The sequence below is a fragment of the Mesorhizobium sp. M7A.F.Ca.CA.001.10.2.1 genome, from assembly GCF_003998575.1.
Taxonomy (GTDB): domain Bacteria; phylum Pseudomonadota; class Alphaproteobacteria; order Rhizobiales; family Rhizobiaceae; genus Mesorhizobium.
In genome coordinates this window covers 1-2,129 of sequence record NZ_RZQY01000848.1, presented here as the reverse complement: position 1 = coordinate 2,129, position 2,129 = coordinate 1, and the positions used below count along the sequence as shown (strand labels likewise).

The window sequence follows — 2,129 nt, the reverse complement described above, 5'->3', positions numbered from 1 at the left end:
TTTCCGGTCAGCGCATCGAGCACCGGGCGGCGGATCAGGTATTTTTCGGAAAAGACGTTGCGCTCCATGGCGGAGCGCTCGACCTTGCCGGCCGCCTCCTCCATGCGGATCTCGATCATCTGCGCGGCGTAGTTCCACTCATAGACGGCGGACGAAACGTCGAGGCCTTCATAGCACTGCAGGCGGATCAGCCGGCGACCGAGCGCCTGTGCCAACACCTTGGCGATCTCGGTCTTGCCGACGCCGGCCTCGCCCTCGAGGAACAGCGGCCGCTTCATACGCAACGACAGGAACAGCACGGTCGCCAGCGACCGGTCCGCCACATAGTCCGCACCGGTCAGGAGATCGAGCGTCTCGTCGATCGTCCGTGGCGCGGCGCGCGGTTTCAGCTCGGTCATTCTTTCTCCGTGAACGCCGCCGCTCCGCTGTCCAGAACGTGGTAGCCGCGGGCGTGGTAGATCAGCGGCCGCAAATTATCGCCCATACGCAGACCTGTCACCTTGCCAAAAAGCACACGATGGGTGGCCAGATCCTTGGTGTCGATCAATTCGCAGTCGAACACGGCAAGCGCGCCTTTCAGCGTCGGCGCGCCGGTGGAGATCACATCCCATTCGCCAAGCGCGAAACGTTCCTCGACCGGCAGGCCGGTGATGCCGGAAAAGCCGACCGACAGCGGCTCCTGGTGCGAGGCCAGCGTGTTCAGGGCAAACCTGCCGTTTTTCACGAACAGCTCATTCTTGGCATTTTCGCGGTTGAGACAGACCAGGATGGTCGGCGGCGTGTCCGACACCGAACAGGCGGCGATCACCGTCGTGCCGCGCTTGCCGGCCGGCCCGTCGGTGGTGACCACATGGACGTGGCCGGCAAAGTGGCTCATCGCGTCGCGATAGGCCTGCGGCCCAATGTCGTTCTTCTTCAGCACCGTATTTTTTCCATGGTCAGGATCCTACCGACATATATGGCCAGATATAGCCCGCCACAAGCGAAGTGCTTGAGCCATATCCCGAAATTCCCGTGTTGCACCAAGGCCGGGCAGCCTTTAGGTCTTGGCGGCAATAGTGCCAGGAGCATAGAGCCGGCACGGAGGGACCCATCGCTCGAATGCGACCCAAGACAAGAACAATAGCGGCGCTGTTCTGGCTGTTTCTGGCCAGTGCCGCGGATGCCCAGACGCTGCTCGTCGGCGTCGCGGCACCGCTATCGGGACCATCTGCCATTCTCGGCAAGCAGATCGAGGCCGGCACCGGCCTGGCGGCCGAAGCGAACGGCATCGAACTGAAGACCGTGGATGATGCCTGCACCGCGGACGGCGGCGCTGCCGCGGCCAAGGAATTCGCAGCCGCCAAGGTCGACATCGTAGTCGGGTTTCTCTGCACCGAGGCGATCGAGGCGGCGATGCCGATCCTCAAGGACGCCAACATTCCGGTCATCACCGTTGGCGTGCGGACCGAGAGCCTGACCGACCGCCGCGCCAAGGCCGGCTGGCCGGTCTATCGCCTCGGGCCGCGCGGCGACGATGAGCGCAACGCCATCGCGTCCGCCCTCACCCATCTATGGCAGAACGAGCTGTTCGCCATTATCGACGACGGCACCATCTACGGACGTGAGATCGCCGAGACGTTGCGGGCAGCGGCCGAACAGGCAGCGCTGAAACCGGTATTCGTCGACACGTTCCGGCCACAGCTCGACAACCAGATCGGCATGATCGGCCGGCTGAAGAAGGCTGGCGCGACGCATGTCTTTGCCGGTGGCGACGGCGACGACATCGCCATCATGGGCCGCGATGCCGCACAGCTTCAGGCGGGCATCGTCTTTGCCGGCGGCGAAAATCTCCGCACACCGCCGGGCGATGTACCCTATGCCGTGGGCACGCTGATGATCGCACCGCCGGAATGGGCCGATGTCGCCGATCCAAAAGTGCTGGCGGCATTTGACGCTAAGAAGATCGTGCCTGACGGCTATGCGCTGCCGGCCTTTGCGGCGGTCGAAATCGCCAAGGCAGCATCAGGCTTGTCCGAAAGCTCGGGCAAGCCGCTGACGGAGGCCCTGACCGGACAGGATTTCACCACGGCGATCGGGCCGATCCGCTTTGATGCAAAAGGCGACCTCAGCCAGAGACCTTACCGCGT

The 2,129-nt window shown here is 63.7% G+C and carries 3 protein-coding genes; 1 reads left to right on the top strand and 2 read right to left on the bottom strand.

The window, feature by feature from the left end; all coding sequences use genetic code 11:
* Positions 1-398 (bottom strand): MoxR family ATPase (locus EN964_RS32545; RefSeq protein WP_127277305.1); only part of this gene is annotated, 398 nt, incomplete at its 3' end.
* Positions 395-922: a flavin reductase gene (locus EN964_RS32540; protein ID WP_095791541.1), complete on the bottom strand. Its 528-nt coding sequence runs from the start codon at positions 920-922 to the stop codon at positions 395-397. The genes EN964_RS32540 and EN964_RS32545, both read right to left, overlap by 4 nt.
* Positions 923-1,101: 179 nt before the next feature.
* Between EN964_RS32540 and EN964_RS32535 the strand changes: the two genes are divergently transcribed.
* Positions 1,102-2,129, top strand: a 1,028-nt coding sequence (locus tag EN964_RS32535) for a branched-chain amino acid ABC transporter substrate-binding protein (RefSeq protein WP_164776222.1), incomplete at its 3' end; no start/stop codon positions are given.